Consider the following 17,589-nt stretch of genomic DNA (forward strand, 5'->3'; position numbering starts at 1 on the left):
GTAAGGGGCTGTGTGCTTTTGGGGACTGTCTTGGTGCATCCTGCCGCCCATCTTCTGATCTGGCTGTTCATCGTGCTTGCCGTGCAAGCCCTGAGCGGGGTGGGGCTGCTTGGCCTCGCGGTGCTGATCGCCTTGGTGCGACCGGCCATCCTGCCGGCCTGGTGGGGATATATCCGACGTTCCCGTTGGTTGCTGCTGACGCTGTGGTTGATCCTGGCGTTCAACACGCCGGGCGATGCCTGGCTCGACCAGGCCTGGGCACCCACCGAGCAGGGGTTGCGTGAAGCCAGCCTGCAGGCGGCCCGCTTGGTGCTCATGCTGGGTTTACTGGCCGGCTTGTTTGCAACGCTCGGACGGGATAGTCTGGTGGCTGCCCTGTGGGGGCTGTGTCTGCCTTTGCGCTCCCTGGGCATCGATACGGCGCCTTTTGTGGTCCGCTTGTCGCTGGTGCTCGATCATCAGCAGCACGCCCACCGGGGGAGCGACTGGCGGGCCATCTTGCAAGGCGCCTTGCCGCCGGTCGACGGGCCGGAGACGGTCAAAATCGATCTGCCAGCCTGGCGGACTCGGGATACACTGGGCGTTTTGCTGGGGAGTGGCATGGTATTCGGTGTGGTGCTGTGGTGAGTGCGGAGATGCGAATCGCACTGGGCGTTGAATATTTCGGCTCGCGTTTCCGGGGCTGGCAAAGCCAGGCCGGCGGGGGCACCGTGCAGGACGCGCTGGAAAAGGCGCTGGCCACCATTGCCGGGCAGCCGGTTGCCACCCTGTGTGCCGGACGGACCGATGCCGGCGTGCATGCCACCCAGCAGGTCGTGCATTTCGACGCCCCGGTCGAGCGTCCGCTGACGGCCTGGGTGCGCGGCGTCAACACACAATTGCCGGACGGTGTCGCGGTGCGCTGGGCGCAGTCGGTGAGCGACGAATTTCACGCCCGCTTTTCGGCGCGCGGCCGTCGTTATCGCTATCTCCTGCTCAATCGCCCGCAGCGTCCCGGTCTCTGGCAGGGGCGGATGGGCTGGTTTCATGGCACGCTCGATCTGGCCGCCATGCAGGATGCCTGCGGTCGACTGCTCGGCGAGCATGATTTTTCCGCGTTCCGTGCCGCCGAGTGTCAGGCCAAGTCGCCGATCAAGACCATGCAGCGGGCCGACGTGCGTCAGTTCGGCGATCTGTTTGTCTTCGATTTCGAGGCAACCGCTTTTCTGCATCACATGGTGCGCAATCTGGTCGGGACGCTGGTCTATGTCGGCAAAGGGGCGCAGCCGGCCAGTTGGGTGGATGCGCTTTTTGAAATGAAGGATCGCAAGCTGGCGGCGCCGACCTTTTCGCCGGATGGCTTGTATTTTCGCGGGCCGGTGTATGAGCCGCACTGGGGCTTGCCCGACCCGGCCGATGATTTTCTGGATGCGGTATTGCGATGACGAGAATCAAGATCTGCGGGCTCACCCGTGAGGCCGATGTCGAGGCGGCCGTGGCCGCCGGGGCGGATGCGCTCGGTTTTGTCTTCTATCCGGAAAGCCCGCGCTACGTCACGCCGGCGCGGGCGGCTGAACTCACGCGGCGTATTCCGCCCTTTGTCGAGGTGGTTGGCCTCTTCGTGAATGCCGCGCCGGAAGCGGTACTCGAGACCTGCGCGCAGGTGCCGATCAGCCTCTTGCAGTTCCATGGCGATGAAGATGCTGCCTATTGTCGCCAGTTTTCAAGGCCTTATATCCGGGCTGCGCGCGTGAGGCCGGGGCTTGATCTGGTAGAATTCGCCCGCTCGTTCCCGGATGCCCGGGGCCTGTTGCTGGATGCCTTTGTCGAAGGCTACGGCGGCGGCGGCCATGTTTTTGACTGGACGCTGATTCCGCCTGATCTGCCGGGCTTTTTGGTGCTCTCGGGCGGGTTGACCGTCGGCAATGTCGGCGATGCAATCCAGCGGGTCCATCCGGTCGCGGTTGACGTCTCGTCCGGGGTGGAAATGAGCAAAGGCATCAAGGATCACGACAAGATGCGCGCTTTCGTGTCTGCCGTTCGGGCGGGCGACAAGGCGGGCAGCGAAGGATAGAAAGTTTTATGCGGAAATCGGCGGGGGGTATCACCCGGACCTGTTGGCGACGCCATCTGGCGAATCATCCCTGAACCGGGATGCGTGCCCGCATTTGTCCCTTCCCCGTTTTTGCAGAGAGATTGCCATGTCCCAAACCCCGTATGCTTTTCCTGATGCCAAAGGCCATTTCGGTCCCTATGGCGGTGTATTCGTCGCCGAAACCCTGTTTGGCGCGCTGGATGAACTGAAGGCCGCCTACGCTGCCGCGCAGGCCGACCCGGCTTTCCGTGCCGAATACGACTACGAACTCAAGCATTTTGTCGGCCGTCCGTCGCCGATTTACCACGCCAAGCGCCTCTCCGAGGTGTGCGGCGGTGCGCAGATCTACCTGAAGCGTGAAGACCTGAACCACACCGGCGCGCACAAGGTGAACAACTGCATCGGCCAGGCCCTGCTCGCCAAGCGCATGGGCAAGCCGCGCGTCATCGCCGAAACCGGTGCCGGCCAGCACGGTGTGGCGACGGCGACGGTGGCGGCACGCTACGGTTTCGAATGCGTGGTCTATATGGGCGCCGAGGATGTGCGTCGTCAGGCCGCCAACGTCTATCGCATGAAGCTGCTCGGCGCGACCGTCGTGCCGGTTGAAAGTGGCTCGAAGACCCTGAAGGATGCGCTCAACGAAGCGATGCGCGACTGGGTCACCAACATCCACAATACCTTCTACATCATCGGCACCGTGGCGGGGCCGCACCCCTATCCGATGCTGGTTCGCGATTTCCAGAAAATCATCGGCGAGGAGTGCCTCGAACAGATGCCGGAGATGGCCGGGCGTCAGCCGGATGCGGTGATTGCTGCCGTCGGCGGTGGTTCCAACGCGATGGGCATCTTCTACCCGTACATCGATGTGCCGGGTGTCCGCCTGATCGGCGTTGAAGCGGCGGGCGAGGGCGTTGAGTCCGGCAAGCATGCCGCTTCGCTGACTGCCGGTGTGCCGGGGGTGCTGCATGGCAACCGGACCTACCTCCTGCAGGACGAAAACGGCCAGATCATCGAAACCCATTCCGTGTCGGCCGGCCTCGATTATCCGGGCGTCGGTCCCGAGCATGCCTGGCTGAAAGACCTTGGCCGTGCCGAATACCAGCCGATCAAGGACGATGAAGCCCTCAAGGCCTTCCACGATCTGTGTCGCCTCGAAGGCATCATCCCGGCGCTCGAATCCAGCCATGCGCTGGCTTACGCCATGAAGCTGGCGCCGACCCTCGCCAAGGACAAGATTCTGCTGGTCAACCTCTCCGGCCGGGGTGACAAGGACATGCATACCGTGGCCGAAAAATCGGGGATCCAGTTCTGATGTCGCGCATTCAAAAAGCTTTCCAGCGCCTCAATGGCGAAGGCCGCAAGGCGCTGATTCCGTTTATCACCGCCGGCGATCCGGACGCTGATCTGACCGTGCCCCTGATGCATGCCCTGGTCGAAGCCGGCGCTGACATCATCGAACTCGGCGTACCATTCTCCGACCCGATGGCCGACGGTCCGACCATCCAGCGTGCGTCCGAGCGTGCGCTCGCCAAGGGCATGACCCTGCGCAAGGTGCTGCAGCTGGTCGCCCGCTTCCGCGCCGAAAACGATGCCACGCCGGTTGTCCTGATGGGCTATGCCAACCCGATCGAAGCCATGAGTCTCGACGTGTTTGCCGAAAAAGCCGCGCAATCCGGTGTCGATGGCGTGCTGGTGGTCGATTATCCGCCTGAGGAGGCAGAGTCCTTCGGTGCGGCCATGCAGGCCCGGGGCATGGATCCGATCTTCCTGATTGCGCCGACCTCGAATGCCGAGCGTATCGCCCAGGTGGCGCGCATTGCGAGCGGCTATGTCTATTACGTCTCTCTGGCCGGCGTGACCGGTTCGGGGGCTTTGAATGTCGATGCGGTGGCCGAGCGCCTGCCGTCCATCCGCGAACAGACCGGCTTGCCGGTCGGGGTCGGCTTTGGCATCCGCGATGCCCAGACGGCCCGCCGCATTGCCGGCTTTGCCGATGCGGTGGTCGTCGGAAGCCGCATCATCGAAGAAATTGAACGCTCCACGCCGGAGACCGCATGTGCCAACGTCAAGGCACTGGTCACCGATCTTCGTCGGGGCATGGATGAGGTAAAAGCATGAGTTGGCTGAACAAGCTCCTTCCCCCCAAAATCAAGCGCGAGCAAGGCTCGCAGCGCAAGACCAACCTGCCGGAAGGCCTGTGGAGCAAATGCCCGTCCTGCGAGGCGGTGCTCTATGCGACCGATCTGGAAAACAACCTGCAGGTTTGCCCGAAGTGCGGTCATCATCACCGCCTGAATGCCCGCCAGCGTCTTGATGTGCTGCTCGATGGCGAAGGCCGTTTCGAGATCGGTGCCGAGGTGGTGCCGGTCGACACCCTGAAATTCAAGGATTCCAAGAAGTACCCGGATCGTCTGATGGAAGCCAATGCCGCTTCCGGCGAATCGGATTCGCTGGTGGTCCTGCAGGGCGCGATCAAGACCATGCCGGTCGTGGCCGCTGCCTTTGAATTCGACTTCATGGGCGGCTCCATGGGCTCCGTGCTCGGCGAGCGCTTTGTGCGCGGCGTGCAGGTGGCCATCGAAAACAAGATGCCTTTCATCTGCGTCACGGCTTCCGGCGGTGCGCGCATGCAGGAAGGCCTCTTCTCGCTGATGCAGATGGCGAAGACCACGGCCGCCCTGACCAAGCTCTCCGAAGCCGGGCAGCCCTTCATTTCGATCCTGACCGATCCGACCATGGGCGGCGTTTCCGCCTCCTTCGCCTTCGTGGGCGACGTGGTGATTGCCGAGCCGAACGCGCTGATCGGCTTTGCCGGGCCGCGCGTGATCGAGCAGACCGTGCGCGAAAAGCTGCCGGAAGGCTTCCAGCGTTCTGAATTCCTGCTCGAAAAGGGCGCCATCGACATGATTGTCGACCGTCGCGAACTGCGTGACCAGGTTGCCAAACTGCTCGCTCTGTTGCAAAAACTGCCGGCTGCCGCTTGAAAACACTGAACGACTGGCTGGCCCATCTCGAGGGCCTGCATCCCAAGGGGCAGGCCGGCATCGAGCTGGGCCTGGATCGCATCCGCCTAGTCAAGGCGGCGCTCGGGCAGACCGAGTTCTGTCCGCTGATCACGGTGGGCGGCACGAATGGCAAGGGCTCGACCTGCGCCTATCTGGCCAACATCATTGATCGTGCCGGCTATCGCGTTGGCTGCTACAGCTCGCCGCACATCCTGGCGTACAACGAACGTGTGCGTCTCAATGGCGTGCCGGTCAGCGATGCCGCCTTGTGCGCTGCCTTTGCGCGTGTCGAAGCTGCCCGCCTGGCGGCGGGCGAGGTCAGTCTGACCTATTTCGAATTCGGCACCCTGGCGGCGTGGGAAGTCTTTGCCGAAGCCGGTGTCGAGGCCGTCGTCCTCGAAGTCGGGCTGGGCGGTCGGCTGGATGCGGTCAACATCTATGAACCGGATGTTTCCATCGTGACCGGGATCGCCCTCGATCACACCGATTGGCTGGGGCCGGATCGTGAATCGATCGGTTTTGAAAAGGCCGGGATCTACCGCGCCGGCAAACCGGCGTTCTGTGCCGATCCCAATCCGCCGCAGCGTCTGATTGATCATGCCGCAACCATCGGTGCCGATCTGCGCTTGATCGGCCGCGATTTTGGCTTTGAGCGCCCGGCGGCCGAAGCGGCGGAAAACCGCCTGCAATGGCGTTGGTGGTGCAACCAGGACGGCCAGCTGACGCGGCGCGCCCTGGCCTATCCGGGCTTGCGTGGGCCGACCCAGTTGTACAACGCGGCGGTGGCACTGGCCGCACTGGAAGCGATTGCCGACCGATTGCCGGTGACCATGCAGGCCATTCGCCCCGGCTTGATCGAGACGGAACTGACCGGCCGTTTTCAGGTGGTGCCGGGCAAACCGGCCATCGTGCTGGATGTCGGGCATAACCCGCAGGCGGTGGGTGTGCTGGCGGTCAACCTCTCCAATATGGGCTTTTTCGATCGTACGCATGCCGTGCTCGGCATGCTGGCCGACAAGGATATTGCGGGCTCCCTGCAGCCCCTCAAGGCGCGGATCGATCACTGGCACCTTGCGACGCTGGCCGGTCCGCGGGGTACGACAGCCGAAGCGCTGGCCGCGGTGATTCGCGATGCCGGGCTTGGCGGGGACATTCACACTTACGACTCGCCGGAGGCCGCCATGCGGGCAGCCAAGGGGGCAGCCGGTGAAAGTGATAGAATTGTCGCCTTTGGTTCCTTCTACACGGTTGCCGGGGCACTTACTGCGCTCGGCAAAACAGCCTGATCATGGAAGACAGCGACGTCCAGCAGCAAATCAAGAAGCGCGCCCGCCGCCGCCTGGTGGGGGCCGTGTTCTTCGCCTCCCTCGTGGCCGTGGTCCTGCCCATGGTGATGGATAACGAGCCTCGTCAGGCTGTCCAGGACGTCGAGATTCGCATTCCCGGCCAGGACGAGAAGCCCTTTGCGCCCAAGTTTGCCGCTGCGCCGGTCGATGTGCCGTCGCCGCCCGAATCGGCGCCGCCGGCGCGTCCTGCAGCGCCAATGCCCGCTGCTGCCCCGGTGGCACCCGTTGCCCCCTCGGTCGCACCACCGGTTGCGCCGACGGCACGGGTGATTGAGTCTTCTCGCGAGCAGGGGCAGGAAAAACCGGCCGTAAAGCCGGAAAAGCCGGTCGAGAAAGCCCCGGAAAAAGCAGCAGAGAAGCCGCCTGCGAAACCGGCGGACAAAACTGCCGAGAAAAAGCCGGCGGAAAAAGCCGCTGAAAAGCCGGTTGAAAAGAAGGAGAAGTCTGCTGAAGATGCCAAGCGCGCCGCAGCGATTCTGGCCGGTGGTGCAGAGGCCAAGCCTGCCGCCAAGGGCGGGGAGCATCTGATCCTGATCGGTGCCTTTGCCAACGAAGCCAACGTCAAGACGATCAAGACCAAGCTGGGTGAGTTGGGGATCAAGACTTTCAGCGAGACCCTCGATACGCCGCAAGGCAAGAAGACACGCGTGCGGGCGGGGCCATTCCCGAACCGCGAAGCGGCTGACAAGGCGCTTGAGAAAATGCAGCGTATCGGCGTTTCCGGCGTCGTGGCCGCCAAACCATGACCTATTTTGATTACACCGTGATCGGCGTGATCGGCCTCTCCCTGCTGTTCGGGCTGTGGCGGGGCGTGGTCGGTGAAATCATTGCCTTGCTCGCCTGGGCGCTGGCCTTGTTTGCAGCCATCGAGTTTGGTGGTGTCGTCGGCGAAGCGCTGTTCAATGGGATCAATGATCCGGCGATGCGAACACTCGCCGGCTGTGTCGTGATTTTTATCGGCGTCCTGGTGGCCATGGCCTTGGTGCGCATGGTGGTGAAAAGCATGGTCAAGGCCCTTGGGCTGTCCATGTCGGACCGCCTGTTGGGCATGATTTTCGGTTTGGTGCGCGGTGTGCTCGTGACCATGGTGCTGGTGGGGCTGGGCGGCATGACCGCTGCGCCGCAGCAAGCTTGGTGGCGCGAGGCGACGCTGGCCAAGCCCCTTGAGACAGCTGTGATGGTGGCCAAGATCTGGCTGCCGGATGAGCTGGCAAAACGAATTCGATTCAGTTAAGCAGGAAGCGATTATGTGCGGGATTCTCGGTGTGATGGCGAATACGCCGGTCAACCAGTTGCTCTATGACGGTCTGATGGTGCTCCAGCACCGTGGCCAGGATGCGGCAGGCATTGCAACGGCGGAGGGCAATACCTTCCACCTGCACAAAGGCCCGGGCCTCGTCCGCGACGTGTTCAGGACGCGCAACATGCGTGCGCTGCCCGGCAACTGGGGGATCGGCCATGTGCGTTACCCGACGGCCGGTTCGGCCTACAACTTTGCTGAGGCGCAGCCGTTCTACGTCAATTCGCCTTTCGGCATTGTGCTCGGCCACAATGGCAACCTGACCAATGCGGAACAGCTCAAGGAAGAAATGTTCCGCATGGATCGCCGCCATGTGAATACGAACTCCGATTCCGAAGTGCTGCTCAACGTGCTCGCGCATGAACTGCAAGCAGCCGCCTCCGGTTACGAACTGGACGTGGATGCCATCTTCCAGGCGGTGGCCGGCGTGCATCGCCGCTGTCGCGGCGCGTATGCCGTGGTGGCCCTGATTGCCGGCTATGGCCTGCTGGCCTTCCGCGACCCGCACGGTATCCGCCCGCTGGTCTATGGTGAAAACCAGACTGCGGACGGGATGGAATATCTGGTTTCTTCCGAGTCCGTGGCCCTCGATACCCTGGGTTTCAAGGTCGTGCGCGACCTGGAGCCGGGCGAGGCGATCTTCATCGATCTCAACAAGCAACTGCACAGCCGTCAGTGCGCCCAGCAACCGCTGTATGCGCCCTGTATCTTCGAATACGTCTATCTTGCCCGTCCCGATACCGTGATCGATGGCGTCTCGGTCTATGAGGCTCGCCTGAAGATGGGTGAGGCCCTGGCCGAGAAGGTGGTCAAGACGATCCCGGTTGAGGAAATCGACGTCGTGATTCCGATCCCGGATTCGAGTCGACCGTCGGCCATGCAGTTGGCTCAGGCCCTGAATATTCCGTTCCGCGAAGGCTTCGTCAAGAATCGCTATGTCGGTCGGACCTTCATCATGCCGGGCCAGGCCATGCGCCGCAAATCGGTGCGCCAGAAGCTCAATACCGTCAGCCAGGAATTCAAGGGCAAGCGTGTGCTGCTGGTCGATGACTCCATCGTCCGCGGCACCACCAGCCGTGAAATCGTCGAAATGGCCCGTGCGGCCGGTGCCGTCAAGGTGTACTTCGCGTCGGCCTCGCCCCCGGTCCGTTATCCGAACGTCTACGGTATCGACATGCCGACCCGTGCCGAGCTGATCGCCACAGGCCGTACTGATGCCCAGATTGCTGCCGAAATCGGTGCCGATGCGCTGATCTATCAGGATCTGGAAGCCATGAAGCAATCGATCACCGCGCTGCGCGAAGATCTCACCGTCTTCGATGCCGCCTGCTTCGACGGCTGCTACGTGACCGGCGATATCGATGCTGCCTACCTCGATGCCGTTGAAGGCAACCGCGGCGGTAAGGCCAGCAAGAATGACGATGACGGTGACGGCAAGGCCTCCCAGCAACTGGCCCTGCAGATTTCCGCCGGCGGTCAGGACTGATATGGCGGGGGCGCTCGAAAAATTCGGCATCGACGGCGATTATTTGCCGGAGACGCTGGCCGTGCGGGGTGGCCAGGAGCGGAGCCAGTTCGGCGAGCATGCCGAAGCGCTCTACCTGACCTCCAGCTTCGTTTTCAAGAGCGCGGCGCAGGCCGCCAAGCGCTTTTCGGGCGAGGAGGCGGGCAATGTCTACGCCCGTTTTTCGAACCCGACGGTCAGCATGTTCGAGGAGCGGCTGGCTGCTCTGGAAGGTGCCGAAGCCTGCGTGGCCACGGCGAGCGGCATGTCCGCGATCATGGCCCTGGTGCTGGCGCACCTGAAGCAGGGCGATCACATCGTGGCTTCCAACAGCCTGTTCGGGGCGACGGTTCAGCTTTTCTCCAATATCCTGGCCCGCACCGGCATCACGACCACCTTTGTGTCGCAAACCGACCCGGCGGCCTGGGCCGCGGCAATTCGCCCGGAAACCAAGCTGTTCTTCCTGGAAACGCCGTCCAATCCGCTGACCGAAATTGCCGATATCCGCGCGTTGTCGGCGATTGCCCACGAGAAGAACATTCTTGTTGCGGTCGATAACTGCTTCTGCACGCCCATCCTGCAACGCCCGCTCGATCTCGGCGCGGATCTCGTTGTACATTCGGCGACCAAGTACATTGATGGTCAAGGGCGTGTGCTGGGCGGTGCGGTGTGTGGTCCGAAGCACCTTACCGATGAAGTCTTCAAGTACCTGCGCACCGCAGGGCCGACCCTCTCCGCCTTCAATGCCTGGGTGCTGCTGAAAGGCCTGGAGACGCTGAAATTGCGTATTCAGGCACAGTCGACCGCCGCCGCCGAGCTGGCCGCCTGGCTGGAGGCCCATCCCAAGGTCGCCCGCGTTTATTACCCCGGCCTGGCGTCGCATCCGCAGCACGCGCTGGCCATGTCCCAGCAGACCAGTGGTGGCGCCATCGTCACTTTCGAGGTCAAGGGTGCGCGCGAGCAAGCCTGGACCGTTGTTGACCACTGCCAGCTGCTTTCCATCACTGCCAACCTGGGTGATACCAAAACCACCATCACCCATCCTGCCTCGACCACGCATGGCCGCATCACGCCCGAAGCGCGTGCCGCCGCCGGCATCAGCGAAGGCCTGCTGCGCGTTGCAGTCGGCCTTGAAGCCATCGAGGATCTCAAGGCCGATCTGGAACGCGGCCTTTCCCTGATCTGACAAATGGGCCATCGATGCCGGCTTTGGCCGGCATCGGGGCGCCCTGGAGTTTTCCCATGCAGTTTTCCGAACTCGGCCTTCACGCCGACATTCAGCGCGCCGTGGCCGAGCAAGGCTACGATACCCCGACCCCGATTCAGCAGCAGGCCATTCCTGCGGTGCTGGCCGGCAACGACCTGATGGCTACGGCCCAGACCGGTACCGGCAAAACCGCCGGCTTTACCTTGCCCATCCTGCATCGTCTGGCCACCGGCAAGAACGACCGTCTGTCGCGCGTGGCCCGTACGCCGCGCGTGCTGGTCCTGACGCCGACCCGCGAACTGGCCATTCAGGTCGAGGAAAGCGTGCGGACCTATGGCAAATACCTGCCCGTGAATTCCCTGGCCGTTTTTGGCGGTGTCGGGATCAACCCGCAGATCGCCAATCTGCGTCGCGGTGTCGATATCCTGGTGGCGACGCCGGGCCGTCTGCTCGATCACGTTCAGCAGAAGACCGTGGATCTGGGCAGCATCGAAATTTTCGTCCTTGACGAAGCCGATCGCATGCTCGACATGGGCTTTATCCGCGATATCCGCAAGATCATTGCGCTGTTGCCCAAGCAACGTCAGAACCTGCTCTTCTCGGCGACCTTTTCGCCGGAAATCCGCGATCTGGCGACCGGCCTCCTGCAGCATCCGGTCTCGGTCGACGTGGCGCCGCGCAACACCGCTGCCGAGACGGTCAAGCAACAGGTCATCGAGTGTGATCGCGAGCAGAAGAAGGATCTGCTCGTGCATCTGATGAACACCCGCAGCCTGCATCAGGTGCTGATCTTCGCCCGCACCAAGCACGGTGCCGATGCGCTGGCGCGCCGCCTGGACAAGGCGGAGATCAAGGCCGGGGCCATTCACGGCGACAAGTCGCAAGGTGCCCGCACCCGCGTGCTCAGCGAGTTCAAGGAAGGCAAACTGGTGGCCCTGGTGGCGACGGATATCGCCGCCCGCGGCATCGATATCGATGCCTTGCCCTACGTCATCAATTTCGAGCTGCCGAATGTGCCGGAAGACTATGTGCATCGCATCGGCCGGACGGGCCGGGCCGGGATGACGGGGGAGGCCATTTCCCTGGTCTGCCATGATGAGCGCCCGCAGCTGAAGGACATCGAGAAGCTGATCAAGCGTTCGCTCGAGCGCGTGGTGGTCGAAGGCTTCGAGCAATCCGCCGTGGCCGCACCGCGTCCGCCGGCACAGGAACGCAAGCCGCGTTCGCAGGGGGCAGGGCGCGCTAAGGGCGCCCCCGGTGGCGGGCAAAAGAAAGCGCCCGGCAGTGCGCAACCGAAACGCAACGGCGGTGGCAATGGCGGCGGTTCGGGCGGTGGTCAGCACCGCAGTGGGTCACGCCACCGTTAAGCCTGCTCAGGCAGGCGCGTCAGCAGGGCGGCGGTTTGCCGCCCTTTTTTTCGTGGCGAGATTCAGCGTCCCTTGATCCACTGGCTGACGTCGTCGAAGGACAGCGGCCGGGAGAGCAGATAGCCCTGGATTTCGTTGCAGCCGATGTGTTTCAACCGATCCAGCTGGGCATCGGTTTCCACCCCTTCTGCGATGACGGCCAGCGACAGTCCGTGGGCGAGGGCGACAATGGCGCGGACGATGGAGTCGGCCTCCGAGGAGTTCCCCATGTCGCGCACGAAGGATTGGTCGATCTTCAGCTTGTCGACCGGGAAACGCATCAGGTAGGCCAGCGAGGAATAGCCGGTCCCGAAATCATCAATCGAAATCTGCACGCCGATTGCCTTCAACTCGTGCAGGCGGGTGAGCACTTCGTCGGCATCGTGCATGGCGACGCCTTCCGTGATTTCCAGTTCAATCCGTTCCGGCGGTACGCCGTGACGGACAATCGCGTCGCGAACCGTTTGCACAAGATTGGTATGGGCAAACTGATGGGCGGAGAGGTTGATGGCCACGCAGAGTTCGGTCAGGCCTCGCTGGCGCCAGCGTGCCAGGCTGCGGCAGGCTTCGTCGATGACCCAGTCGCCGATCTGCACGATCAGCCCAAGTTCTTCCGCAGCCGGGATGAAAACGGCCGGTGAAACCAGTCCGCGTTCCGGATGCTGCCAGCGGATCAGCGCCTCGACACCGGTCAGGCGCTGGGTTTGCAGATCCAGTTGCGGCTGGAAATGCAGGAGGAACTGGCGGTTGGCGAGGGCGGCGGTCAACTCGCCCTGGAGGTTGATTTTCTCCAGGATCGCCGCGTTCATGTGCGGCTCGAAGAAGGCAATCTTGTTCTGGCCTTGTGTCCGGGAGTGGTTGAGCGCTGCATCGGCATTCATCAGCAGGGTGTCCGGCTCGGTCCCGTCGGCCGGGAAAACCGAGAGGCCGGCATTGGCCGTGATGTGAATGGCGTTGCCCTGGATGTCCATGGGCGCGTTGATGCTTTCGACCAGACGTTCGGCCAGGTTGATGGCGCGATGCGGCTGGCTCAGGCGCGGGACGACCACGACAAAGTCGTCGCCGGTCACGCGCGAGACGGTATCGCCTTCGCGGGTGGCCTTGACCAGGCGCTGGGCAACGATTTTCAGGACCTCATCGCCGATATTGTGACCGAGCGAATCGTTGATGTGCTTGAGGCGGTTCAGGTTGAAGGCGAGCAGGTAAAGCGGTTTGCCTTCATTCTGGGCCGCGATGATGGCCTGGTTGATCCGGTCGATGAGCAGGGCCTTGTTGGGCAAATCGGTCAGGCTGTCGAACCAGGAATAGCGGTGGATCAGGCCTTCGGCACGCTTTCGTTCGCTGATGTCGGAGAAGATCGCCAGGTAGTGCGTGACCTTGCCCTGTCGGTTGCGCACTGTCGAAATGGAGAGCCATTCCGGATAGTACTGGCCGCTGCGGCGGCGGTTGACCACTTCGCCCTGCCAGACACCGGCTTCGCTCAGGGTTTGCCACATTTCCCGGTAAAACTCCGGGCTTTGCTTGCCGGAGGAGAGGAAGGACGGATTGCGCCCCAGAGACTCTTCCGCCGTCCAGCCGGTAATCCGGGTAAAGGCGCTGTTGATGCGGACGATGCGGTTCTCGGCATCGGTGATCATGACGGCTTCAGCCGCATTGTCGAAAACCTGCTGGGCCAGTGCCAGGCTGTCTTCGTATTCCTGCTGCCGGGTCAGATCGTCGATGGTCAGCAGATACAGCGCTTCGCCTTCGATGTGGTGCGGGCGCAGGCGCAACTCGGCCGGAAAGACGCTGCCATCGGCGCGGCGCAAAGGCCACTCGGTGAAAAATTGATCGCGTGATTGCAGTTCCAGTTCGCCCAGGCTGTTGAAAGCCTCGGCCGCGGAGGGCTCCAGATGCAGCGCCGCGAAATTCAGGGTCTTGAAGTGGTCGACCGTCAGACCGAAGAGCAGGGCAGCGGTCTTGTTGCAGTCTCGGATGGCGCCGGTTTGGGCATCGTAGAGGACGATGCCGGTATTGAGCATGTCCAGGATGTCGTCCAGCGCAAGGTGCATCAGTGAGGCAGTCATTGCGTATGCAGTGTTTCGAGGCTCTTCAACTGGCGATCGTGCCAGCGACTGAGCAGGACGAGCGCGATACTAGCACCAATCAACGCCATCGCCATGTCGGATTGCGTATCCCATGGATCACCCTGAGTCCCCAGGAATTCGTCGGCACCCTGACCAAGGGCCAGGGCCGCGCCCCACTCGATTAATTCGTACACCGCACTGATGGCCAGCGCCACGCACAGACAGAGGAAGGCAGCCATGCCGCCGGCACGCACGTGCCTGCCCCGAATCAGGATTTCACGCGCCGCCAGCGCCGGCACGAAACCCTGCATGAAATGGCCAATCTTGTCATAGGGATTGCGCCCGAGATTGAAGCCTTCCTGCAGCCAGAAACCAAGCGGCACTCGAGCGTAACTGTAAGCACCGCCGAGAATGAGTACCAGGCAATGCAGTGCAATCAGGAGGCTCAGCAGGGTAGTCAGCGGATAGCGCTGCCGGGTTGCAGCAATCAGGGGCAGTACGATGAGCACCGGTGCCACCTCCATCCACCAGGTGGCGCGGTCAAACGGGGAAAGTCCCGAGAGAACAAGGGCGCCGAGTATGATGGCGGCGAGCAGGGCATCGAGTTGGGATCGCGACATGGGGTCAGGCCTCCGCCCGGATCAGGTCCAGCAATTCTGCCCCATAGTGCTCGATCTTGGCACTGCCCATGCCGGTAATGCTGGCCAGCAGACCGTGGCTGGTCGGGCGGACTTCCGCCAGTTCGCGCAGGGTTTTGTCATGCAGGATGACGTAGGCCGGGACGCCCTGTTCGCGGGCGGTGTCGGCGCGCCAGCGGCGGAGCAGTTCAAAGAGCGCGACATCTTCCGGTGCGAGGTCTGCGGCAGCCGGGCGACCGCTGCGTGCGGGGGCGCTCGATTTGCGTTTAACGGGGCGGCGCAACTGGACACTGCGTTGTCCCTTGAGGACCTCTCGCGCCGCTTCGGTGAGTTGCAGCGCACCATGTTCGGCCATATCGACGTGGATCAGCCCGGCAGCGGCCAGTTGGCGGAACACGCTTTTCCAGGCATGGTCGTCGAGGTCGGCGCCGACACCGAAGGTGGGCAGCTGATCATGGCCGTACTGACGCATGCGTTCGGTCTGCTTGCCGCGCAGGACATCGGTCAGGTGGGTGACACCGAATCGCATGCCGGTGCGGAAGATAGCCGATAACGCCTTCTGCGCGGCCTGGGTGCCATCCCAGAGTTCCGGCGGGCTGTCGCAGACGTCGCAGTTGCCGCACGGCTCGCGCGATTCGCCGAAATAGTTGAGCAGAACCTGGCGGCGGCAGCGGGGTGCTTCGCAGTAGGCAAGCAGCGCGGTCAGGCGCTGCGATTCAAGGACTTTCTGGCTGTCTGCAGCGCCGGATTCGGCAATGCGCGCGTGCTGCAGGGCCACGTCCTGCATGCCGTACGCCATCCAGGCCTCCGAGGGTTCCCCGTCGCGCCCGGCGCGCCCGGTTTCCTGATAGTAGGCTTCGATACTCTTGGGCAGGTCGAGGTGGGCGACAAAGCGGACATCCGGCTTGTCGATGCCCATGCCGAAGGCGATGGTGGCACACATGATCAGGCCGTCCTCGCGCAGGAAGCGGCGCTGATTGGCCGCCCGTTCCTCGGCGGGCAGGCCGGCGTGGTAAGGCAGGGCCGGATAGCCTTGCGCCGAGAGCCATTCGGCTGTTTCCTCGACCTTCTTGCGCGACAGGCAATAGACGATACCGGCCTGGCCCTGGCGGCCCGCCAGGAAACCGAGCAGCTGCTTCTTGGCATTGTCCTTCTCGACCACGGTGTAACGGATGTTCGGGCGGTCGAAGCTGGAGAGGAAGACGCGGGCTTCCAGCAGGCCCAGGCGCGCCAGCATTTCGTTGCGGGTCGCCTGGTCGGCCGTGGCCGTCAGCGCGATGCGCGGCACCGCCGGGTAGCGTTCGTGCAGGGCGGAGAGTTGCAGGTATTCCGGGCGGAAATCATGCCCCCATTGCGAAACGCAATGAGCTTCGTCGATGGCGAACAGGGCCAGCTTGCCGGCTTCGTACAGCGCATCGAACATGGCCAGCGTGCGGTCGAGCAGCAGGCGTTCCGGGGCAATATAGACGAGGTCGAGCTGGCCGTTAAAGATGGCTTGCTCGACGGCCTGGGCTTCGCGCCAGTCGAGTGTGGAATTGAGGCAGGCCGCCTTGACGCCAAGCTGGGTCAGGGCATCCACCTGATCCTGCATCAGCGCAATGAGCGGCGAGACGACGACGGCACAGCCCGGGCGGAGCAGGGCCGGAATCTGGTAGCAGAGACTTTTGCCGCCGCCGGTCGGCATCAGCACCATGGCGTCGCCGCCTTGGGCAACGTGTTCAATGATCTCGGCTTGCTCCCCGCGGAAGGCCGGGTAGCCGAAGACATCTCGCAGGCAGGTCAGGGCTTGGGCGGCGGTCGACACGAATTCAGGCCCGGTTTTCAGGCAGGATGGCTTCGCGGCGGAGCACCTCGCCATCCCAGCGCAGTGCTTCGCCGCGGTCTTCGTGCCAGTCGGCCAGGACCCAGCGTTCAACGTGGATGCCGTCGACAATGTGGTCGTGGCGGGCCGGCTGGTGAGTGTGGCCGTGAATGAAGGTGGCGTAGGCGTGATCGCGCAGGAAATCGTCCGTCGCAGCACCGTTCAGGTCGCTGTAATGCTGCGGCTTGGCCTGCTGGTTGCGGCGGCTCTTCCAGCGCATCAGGCGGGCGACCAGGCGGCGCAGCCAGCGCGGGCGCGCGAGCATCTGCGCTTGCCATTCCGGCGTGCGGACTTTGGTGCGGAAGGCCATGTAGGCCGCATCGTCGAGGCAGAGTGCATCACCGTGCGAGAGCACGAAGGACCACTCGGGCAGGGCGAGGTCATACGGGTCGGGCAGCAGGGTCAGGCCGGCTGCTTCAGCAAAGGTCTGGCCGAGCAGGAAGTCCCGGTTCCCGTGCTGGAGGTAGATCTTGAGACCGGCGTCGGCTGCCGCACGGAGCGCGCCGATGATCCGGGCGTGATGGGCGTCGTCGATGTCGTCGTCGCCGATCCAGGCTTCAAAAAAGTCGCCGAGAATGTACAGCGCCTCGGCCTGGCGGGCGCGGCCCGCCAGAAACCGGAGGAACAAAGCAGTCGCCCCGGGCGACCGGGGCGACAAATGCAGGTCGGAGATGAAGAAGATCAAACGATCTCGGCCTTCTCGATGATCACGTCTTCCTTCGGCACGTCCTGATGGAAGCCCTTGTTGCCGGTGGCAACGGCACGGATCTTGTCGACGACATCCAGACCTTCGGTGACTTCGCCGAAGACGCAGTAGCCCCAGCCCTGACCCATCGGGGCCTTGAAGTCGAGGAAGTCGTTATCGACGGTGTTGATGAAGAACTGGGCGGTGGCCGAGTGCGGATCGTTGGTGCGGGCCATGGCGATGGTGCCGCGCTTGTTCTTCAGACCGTTGGCGGCCTCGTTCTCGATCGGGGCCTGGGTGTCCTTCTGGTCCATGCCGACGGCAAAACCGCCACCCTGGATCATGAAGTTCTTGATGACGCGGTGGAAGATGGTGCCGTTGTAGTGGCCGGCTTCAACGTAGGCGATGAAGTTGGCAACGGTCTTCGGGGCCTTTTCGGCATCCAGCTTCAGGGTGATGGCGCCGTGGTTGGTGGTCAGCTTGACTTGGGACATGTG

17 protein-coding genes are annotated in these 17,589 nt (G+C 63.1%); 12 read left to right on the top strand and 5 right to left on the bottom strand.

Annotation, left to right across the window (positions count from 1 at the left end; genetic code table 11):
- The first annotated feature begins 30 nt into the window (after window positions 1-30).
- The 12 genes from AACO21_RS11385 (at window position 31) to AACO21_RS11440 (ending at window position 11,803) form a co-directional block, all read left to right on the top strand.
- The gene (locus AACO21_RS11385) at window positions 31-627 is read left to right on the top strand and encodes a hypothetical protein (RefSeq protein ID WP_346192636.1); all 597 of its coding nucleotides are present in this window, start codon (window positions 31-33) and stop codon (window positions 625-627) included.
- Between the two features lie 8 nt (window positions 628-635).
- A complete protein-coding gene (gene truA / locus AACO21_RS11390; RefSeq protein ID WP_346192637.1) occupies window positions 636-1,424 on the top strand; it encodes a tRNA pseudouridine(38-40) synthase TruA in 789 nt (262 codons plus the stop codon).
- Window positions 1,415-2,053 carry a phosphoribosylanthranilate isomerase gene (locus tag AACO21_RS11395; RefSeq protein WP_346192724.1) on the top strand — a complete coding sequence of 213 codons (639 nt, stop codon included), beginning with the start codon at window positions 1,415-1,417 and terminating at the stop codon, window positions 2,051-2,053. Before truA ends, AACO21_RS11395 begins: the two co-directional genes overlap by 10 nt.
- A gap of 127 nt (window positions 2,054-2,180) precedes the next feature.
- Window positions 2,181-3,386: a tryptophan synthase subunit beta gene (trpB, locus tag AACO21_RS11400; protein ID WP_346192638.1), complete on the top strand. Its 1,206-nt coding sequence runs from the start codon at window positions 2,181-2,183 to the stop codon at window positions 3,384-3,386.
- A complete protein-coding gene (gene trpA, locus AACO21_RS11405; protein WP_346192639.1) occupies window positions 3,386-4,192 on the top strand; it encodes a tryptophan synthase subunit alpha in 807 nt (268 codons plus the stop codon). Before trpB ends, trpA begins: the two co-directional genes overlap by 1 nt.
- A complete protein-coding gene (gene accD / locus AACO21_RS11410) occupies window positions 4,189-5,058 on the top strand; it encodes an acetyl-CoA carboxylase, carboxyltransferase subunit beta (protein WP_346192640.1) in 870 nt (289 codons plus the stop codon). The genes trpA and accD overlap by 4 nt, the downstream gene beginning before the upstream one ends.
- Entirely contained in the window at window positions 5,055-6,365 is a 1,311-nt protein-coding gene (gene folC, locus AACO21_RS11415) for a bifunctional tetrahydrofolate synthase/dihydrofolate synthase (RefSeq protein ID WP_346192641.1), read from the top strand. The genes accD and folC overlap by 4 nt, the downstream gene beginning before the upstream one ends.
- Window positions 6,366-6,367: 2 nt before the next feature.
- Entirely contained in the window at window positions 6,368-7,171 is an 804-nt protein-coding gene (locus AACO21_RS11420; protein WP_346192642.1) for an SPOR domain-containing protein, read from the top strand.
- The gene (locus tag AACO21_RS11425; RefSeq protein WP_346192643.1) at window positions 7,168-7,659 is read left to right on the top strand and encodes a CvpA family protein; all 492 of its coding nucleotides are present in this window, start codon (window positions 7,168-7,170) and stop codon (window positions 7,657-7,659) included. Before AACO21_RS11420 ends, AACO21_RS11425 begins: the two co-directional genes overlap by 4 nt.
- A 13-nt stretch (window positions 7,660-7,672) precedes the next feature.
- Complete coding sequence (gene purF, locus AACO21_RS11430; RefSeq protein WP_346192644.1) at window positions 7,673-9,211, top strand: amidophosphoribosyltransferase; 1,539 nt, start codon at window positions 7,673-7,675, stop codon at window positions 9,209-9,211.
- 1 nt (window position 9,212) lies between these two features.
- Complete coding sequence (locus AACO21_RS11435; protein WP_346192645.1) at window positions 9,213-10,415, top strand: O-succinylhomoserine sulfhydrylase; 1,203 nt, start codon at window positions 9,213-9,215, stop codon at window positions 10,413-10,415.
- Window positions 10,416-10,471: 56 nt separating this feature from the next.
- Entirely contained in the window at window positions 10,472-11,803 is a 1,332-nt protein-coding gene (locus AACO21_RS11440; RefSeq protein WP_346192646.1) for a DEAD/DEAH box helicase, read from the top strand.
- Between the two features lie 62 nt (window positions 11,804-11,865).
- Here AACO21_RS11440 and AACO21_RS11445 read toward each other — a convergent pair whose 3' ends face one another.
- The 5 genes from AACO21_RS11445 to AACO21_RS11465 are packed head-to-tail and all read right to left on the bottom strand — an operon-like array spanning window position 11,866 to window position 17,586.
- Complete coding sequence (locus AACO21_RS11445) at window positions 11,866-13,908, bottom strand: EAL domain-containing protein (RefSeq protein WP_346192647.1); 2,043 nt, start codon at window positions 13,906-13,908, stop codon at window positions 11,866-11,868.
- A complete protein-coding gene (locus tag AACO21_RS11450) occupies window positions 13,905-14,528 on the bottom strand; it encodes a DUF2238 domain-containing protein (RefSeq protein WP_346192648.1) in 624 nt (207 codons plus the stop codon). Before AACO21_RS11450 ends, AACO21_RS11445 begins: the two co-directional genes overlap by 4 nt.
- A 4-nt stretch (window positions 14,529-14,532) precedes the next feature.
- Window positions 14,533-16,404, bottom strand: a complete 1,872-nt coding sequence (gene recQ, locus AACO21_RS11455) for a DNA helicase RecQ (RefSeq protein WP_346192649.1) — start codon at window positions 16,402-16,404, stop codon at window positions 14,533-14,535.
- Window positions 16,355-17,092 (bottom strand): UDP-2,3-diacylglucosamine diphosphatase, encoded by a 738-nt coding sequence (locus tag AACO21_RS11460; RefSeq protein WP_346192650.1) that lies wholly within the window; start codon window positions 17,090-17,092, stop codon window positions 16,355-16,357. Before AACO21_RS11460 ends, recQ begins: the two co-directional genes overlap by 50 nt.
- A complete protein-coding gene (locus tag AACO21_RS11465) occupies window positions 17,089-17,586 on the bottom strand; it encodes a peptidylprolyl isomerase (RefSeq protein WP_346192651.1) in 498 nt (165 codons plus the stop codon). Before AACO21_RS11465 ends, AACO21_RS11460 begins: the two co-directional genes overlap by 4 nt.
- Window positions 17,587-17,589 lie beyond the last annotated feature (3 nt).

Origin of the sequence: Dechloromonas sp. ZS-1, assembly GCF_039649255.1 — a bacterium.
Taxonomy (GTDB): domain Bacteria; phylum Pseudomonadota; class Gammaproteobacteria; order Burkholderiales; family Rhodocyclaceae; genus Azonexus.

What these genes read in the sequence shown, in the direction of transcription:
- AACO21_RS11450 (WP_346192648.1), bottom strand. Translation starts at nt 14,528, where the DNA reads ATGTCGCGATCCCAACTCGATGCCCTGCTCGCCGCCATCATACTCGGC.
- AACO21_RS11445 (WP_346192647.1), bottom strand. Translation starts at nt 13,908, where the DNA reads ATGACTGCCTCACTGATGCACCTTGCGCTGGACGACATCCTGGACATG.
- AACO21_RS11465 (WP_346192651.1), bottom strand. Translation starts at nt 17,586, where the DNA reads ATGTCCCAAGTCAAGCTGACCACCAACCACGGCGCCATCACCCTGAAG.
- AACO21_RS11435 (WP_346192645.1), top strand. Translation starts at nt 9,213, where the DNA reads ATGGCGGGGGCGCTCGAAAAATTCGGCATCGACGGCGATTATTTGCCG.
- AACO21_RS11425 (WP_346192643.1), top strand. Translation starts at nt 7,168, where the DNA reads ATGACCTATTTTGATTACACCGTGATCGGCGTGATCGGCCTCTCCCTG.
- AACO21_RS11440 (WP_346192646.1), top strand. Translation starts at nt 10,472, where the DNA reads ATGCAGTTTTCCGAACTCGGCCTTCACGCCGACATTCAGCGCGCCGTG.
- purF (WP_346192644.1), top strand. Translation starts at nt 7,673, where the DNA reads ATGTGCGGGATTCTCGGTGTGATGGCGAATACGCCGGTCAACCAGTTG.
- truA (WP_346192637.1), top strand. Translation starts at nt 636, where the DNA reads ATGCGAATCGCACTGGGCGTTGAATATTTCGGCTCGCGTTTCCGGGGC.
- recQ (WP_346192649.1), bottom strand. Translation starts at nt 16,404, where the DNA reads ATGGCGAGGTGCTCCGCCGCGAAGCCATCCTGCCTGAAAACCGGGCCT.
- trpA (WP_346192639.1), top strand. Translation starts at nt 3,386, where the DNA reads ATGTCGCGCATTCAAAAAGCTTTCCAGCGCCTCAATGGCGAAGGCCGC.
- trpB (WP_346192638.1), top strand. Translation starts at nt 2,181, where the DNA reads ATGTCCCAAACCCCGTATGCTTTTCCTGATGCCAAAGGCCATTTCGGT.
- accD (WP_346192640.1), top strand. Translation starts at nt 4,189, where the DNA reads ATGAGTTGGCTGAACAAGCTCCTTCCCCCCAAAATCAAGCGCGAGCAA.
- AACO21_RS11420 (WP_346192642.1), top strand. Translation starts at nt 6,368, where the DNA reads ATGGAAGACAGCGACGTCCAGCAGCAAATCAAGAAGCGCGCCCGCCGC.